The organism is Spirillospora sp. NPDC049652 (genome assembly GCF_040675125.1).
Classification (GTDB): domain Bacteria; phylum Actinomycetota; class Actinomycetes; order Streptosporangiales; family Streptosporangiaceae; genus Spirillospora.
In genome coordinates this window covers 1-4,110 of record NZ_JBFAOF010000671.1, presented here as the reverse complement: position 1 = coordinate 4,110, position 4,110 = coordinate 1, and the positions used below count along the sequence as shown (strand labels likewise).

Sequence of the window (4,110 nt, the reverse complement as noted above, 5' to 3'; positions counted from 1 at the left end):
GCCGGGGTTGGGCGGGACGCCGTCCGCCGGCCAGCGGGCGACCGCCGCCTCCAGGGCGTCGGCGGCGGCCTCCTCGGCCAGGTCCAGGTCCCCGAACCGGCGGGCGAGCGCGGCGAGCAGGCGACCGTGCTCCTCCCGGAAGACGTCCTCGACGCGCGGCCCGCCGCCGGACGCGTCTTGACCGGACGCCCGCCCGCCGGTCACCGCTCAGGCCCCGAAGTCGGCGACCGGACGGACCACCACCGCGCCGTCGCCGCCCGCGCCGGGGCAGCGGGCGGCCCAGTCGAGCGCGGCGTCCAGGTCCGGGACGTCGATCACGTAGAAGCCGCCGAGCACCTCGCGGGACTCGGCGAACGGCCCGTCGGTGACGGTCCGGGCGCCCGACCCGTCCACCCGGACCGTCGTGGCGGTGACGAGGTCGGCGAGCGACTCCGACGAGACCAGGATCCCGGCGTCGCGGACCTGCTCGTGGTACTTCTGCCAGTCCTCGAAGCTCCCGCCGCCCTCGCCCGGCGTCCCGTCCGCCTCGACGGCGCCCGCGTAGATCAGCAACATGTACTTCATCGTCGTGCTCCTTCACGTCCTCGGCGTGCGGCCGTAGTGTGCCGCACCCCCTGTCCACGGACGGGGGACGCGGAAACGGACACCGCCGTCCAAGATTTTTCCGGCTAGTCTGCGCGGATGACGCACGACGCCCTCACCCTCGACGTTCTCGGCTCGGCGACCCCGTATCCGGCTCCCGGGAACCCCTGCTCCGGCTACCTGCTGACGGCCGGCGGCACGCGCGTGTGGGTGGACGCCGGGACCGGAACGCTCGCGGAGCTCCGCCGCCACGTCCGGCTGGACGAGCTGGACGCGATCTGGATCTCGCACTTGCACGCCGACCACACCGCCGACCTCCTCACGGCCTACTACGGCGCGCTGTACGCCGACATCCGGCTCGCCGCGCCGATCCCGCTGTACGGGCCGGCCGGCATCGCGGACCGGCTGGCGCACTTCCTCACCAACTCGTCCCAGCGCAGCCCAGTCGAGTCGGCGTTCGCCGTCGAGGAGTTGCGCGACGGGCACGAGGCGCGCGTCGGCGGGATGACCCTGACCAGCCGCGCCGTCTCCCACGGCCTTCCGGCGTTCGCGCTGCGCGCCGAGGCCGCGGGCCGCACGCTCGTCTACTCGGGGGACACCGCACCGTGCGCGGCGCTCACCGAGCTCGCCGACGGCTGTGACGTGCTGCTCTGCGAGGCCGACAGCGCCGATCCGGCGCCGGAGGGCGAGCACGTCCACCACACCGCGGACGAGGCCGGAGAGACGGCGCGGGCAGCGGGGGCCCGAAGCCTGCTGGTCACGCATGTCGGGCCGTCCCTCACCCCGGCCGAGGCCCAGGCGCGGGCCGCGACCAGGTACGACGGGCCGATCGACTACGCGGCCCCGCGAAGCGTCCACACGATCTGACGCGTCACGCGCGCCGCGCCACCAGCCTCTCGGCGAGAGCGCACAACTCCGTGTATCGCAGGACGCGTCGGAACCCGGGAAGCGGCACGTGCAGCGCGGCGCACCAGGATGCGGGCACGTCGGCCACGCCGTGGACGGCTCCCGCGAGCGCACCCGTCACCGCCGCGACGGTGTCCGTGTCACCGCCGAGGTCGATCGCCGCGCGCAACGCCTCCACGAACCCGGTGGTGGTGCGCACCGCCCATACGGCGGACCCGAGGCACGGCCACACGGCACCGTTGAACTCGGTCGCGTCGTCCGGATGCCAGCCGGGGTCGAGGACCCGGGCGTAACGCTCCCGGTGCTGGGGACGGACGTGCGCGAGCGTGCCGGTGAGGGCGGCGACGGGGTCTTCGCCGTCCAGCGCGACGCGGACCAACTCATGCAGGATCGCCGTCCCCTCCCACGCCGCGCCGTCCCCGTGGGTCAGCGCGGTGATGCGACGCCCCGCCTCCATGGTGCCGCCGCGTCCCTCAGCGGCGAAGAACACCGCCGAGGGCGCGGCACGCATCAGACCACCGTTCCCTGCCGCGTAGAGATTGGCCTGAAAGTGGACGGCCGCCGCCATGTCCCACGAGTCGCCACTGGTGAGGACGGCCTCGGTCTGGAGACCGATGTCCTTCGGGTCGGACGCGGCCCAGCGCCGGAAACGCTCGAACATGTCCGCCGGGTCGAAGCCTCCGCGGTCGAGGAGGGACTCGGCGACCAGGACGGCCATCTGGGTGTCGTCGGTCGCCTCGCCTTCGTCCCAGCCCCCGCCGGGACGCATCTCGCCGGGCCCGGTGGGGAAGCGGCGGGAGAAGGCGTCGGCCGGGCCGAACTCGTAGGGGGCGCCGAGCGCGTCCCCCAGCGCGGAACCGACGACGGCCCCGATCGCGCGTTCTGTCCGGTCCATGACGAGCAGGGTAGAGGCGGCGTTCTTTCTCGTTAGGGGCAGGTGGTGTCGGTGGTGGGGAGGCGGTTGGTGAGCAGGTAGGCGTCGACGGTTCTGGTCAGGCAGGTGTTGCCGTAGGACGCCTGGTAGGGGGCGTGGACGTCGGCCTTGATGGTGGTGAGACGGGAGCCCTGGAGGTCGCGGTGCAGGGCCAGGCTGCCGGCGTAGACCGTGCGGGTGTCGCCGGTCGCGCCGATCAGCAGGCTCGGGAGGGTCGTCCTGACCCTGGTGGCGGACTCGCGCGGGGACGGCCAGAACGCGCACGGGGTGATGTTCGCGCCGAGCGGGCCGAAGACCGGGTGGACGGAGCGTTCGCGCTGGACGTCGCGCCGGTAGACCTCCGGGTCGCGCGGGGCGGGGGCGTCGCTGCAGAGGATCGCGGCCTGGCCGCTGCCGTAGACGGACTCCTCGCCGGTGAGGATGAACTTGAGGGAGTCCGCCAGGGCGCCCGTCGCGGGAACGTGGACGCCGCGGGCGGCGCGGTTCAGGTCGGCGACGGCTGTCGCGAGGGCGGCGCGCTGCTCGTCGCGGTCGTCGGAAAGCAGGTTGAACAGGACGGTCGGGACCGTCGAGTCGTCCACCTTGTAAGGGCCGACGGGCAGCGGGGAGCGCGCGGCCGCGGCGATGACGCGCCGGATGGTCGCGAGGACCTCGCGGCCGGTGCCGCCCAGATGGTAGGTGGCGTCGCGGCGGGCCGCCCAGCCGGCCCAGTGCGCGAGGGCCCGCTCGTTGGCCTGCTCGGTGCCGTGGAGGAGGCGTGGCGACCAGCGGTCCGGGTCGACGTTGCTGTCCAGGACGGCGCGGTCGAGGCGTCCGGGGAACAGGGCGGCGTAGACCGCGCCCAGGTAGGTGCCGTAGGACGCGCCGTTGTAGGAGATCTTCCGCTCGCCGAGGGCGGCGCGGACGACGTCCATGTCGCGGGCGATGTTCCGGGTGGTGATGTGCGGCAGGTAGGAGCCGTACCGGGTGAGGCAGCGCCGGGCGAGGTCGCGGGCGAAGGCCACCGAGGCGTCGAAGCCGCGCCGGTCGAGGCCCGCCGAGCGGATCCAGGTGCCGCTGGGCCAGCCGCAGTCGACGGGGGTGCTGCGGCCGAGGCCGCGCGGGTCCATGCCGATGAGGTCGAAGCGCGGCCCGGCCTTGGGGGTGATGTCGCGGATGTACGGCGGCATGTCGATGGCCGGGCCGGGGCCGCCGCCGTTGATGAGCATGGCGCCGAGGCGCGGGCCGCTCGCCCGGAGCCGGGAGATCGCGACCTTGATCGTCTTTCCGCGCGGGTCGGCGTAGTCGAGCGGGACGGTCACGTCCGCGCACCGCGCGCCCGCGTCGTCCAGTTCCTTCATGGCGCACCCGGTCCAGCGGAGCTTCTGGTGGTGGAACGCGGCGAGCGGGTCGGCCGGGGCCGCGGCGGCGGGGACGGCCGGGACGAGCAGGGCGGCGGCCACGCCGAGGGTCATGAGGCTGCGCATGGCAAGGCTCCTTGTCAGCGGTGGTCGCACAGGGCGGCCTGGACGACGTCGAGCATGTGGTTCTGGGCCTGGAGGCTGTCGGGGTCGGCGTTGAGGGAGACGGCGACGGCGCGTCCGCCGGGCCCGACTCCGGCGACGGTGCCGAACCCGGGGACGCCGCCGGCGTGTCCGGTCCAGGTGCCGCCGCAGGTCAGGGGCGTCTGGATCAGGCCGAGGCCGTAG

The 4,110-nt window shown here is 74.3% G+C and carries 4 protein-coding genes and 2 pseudogenes; 1 reads left to right on the top strand and 5 read right to left on the bottom strand.

Annotation, left to right across the window (positions count from 1 at the left end):
• A pseudogene (locus AB0J52_RS30305) lies at window positions 1–204 on the bottom strand (RNA polymerase sigma factor); the annotation flags it as partial.
• Window positions 205–207: 3 nt separating this feature from the next.
• Entirely contained in the window at window positions 208–564 is a 357-nt protein-coding gene (locus tag AB0J52_RS30300; protein ID WP_500186070.1) for a YciI family protein, read from the bottom strand.
• Between the two features lie 117 nt (window positions 565–681).
• On the opposite strand from AB0J52_RS30300, the gene AB0J52_RS30295 reads away from it, so the two are divergent.
• The gene (locus AB0J52_RS30295; RefSeq protein WP_500186069.1) at window positions 682–1,449 is read left to right on the top strand and encodes an MBL fold metallo-hydrolase; all 768 of its coding nucleotides are present in this window, start codon (window positions 682–684) and stop codon (window positions 1,447–1,449) included.
• Between the two features lie 4 nt (window positions 1,450–1,453).
• Here AB0J52_RS30295 and AB0J52_RS30290 read toward each other — a convergent pair whose 3' ends face one another.
• The 3 genes and pseudogenes from AB0J52_RS30290 to AB0J52_RS30280 form a co-directional block, all read right to left on the bottom strand.
• A complete protein-coding gene (locus AB0J52_RS30290) occupies window positions 1,454–2,383 on the bottom strand; it encodes an ADP-ribosylglycohydrolase family protein (RefSeq protein WP_500186068.1) in 930 nt (309 codons plus the stop codon).
• Between the two features lie 32 nt (window positions 2,384–2,415).
• The gene (locus AB0J52_RS30285) at window positions 2,416–3,888 is read right to left on the bottom strand and encodes an alpha/beta fold hydrolase (RefSeq protein ID WP_500186066.1); all 1,473 of its coding nucleotides are present in this window, start codon (window positions 3,886–3,888) and stop codon (window positions 2,416–2,418) included.
• A gap of 14 nt (window positions 3,889–3,902) precedes the next feature.
• A pseudogene (locus tag AB0J52_RS30280) lies at window positions 3,903–4,110 on the bottom strand (serine hydrolase domain-containing protein); the annotation flags it as partial.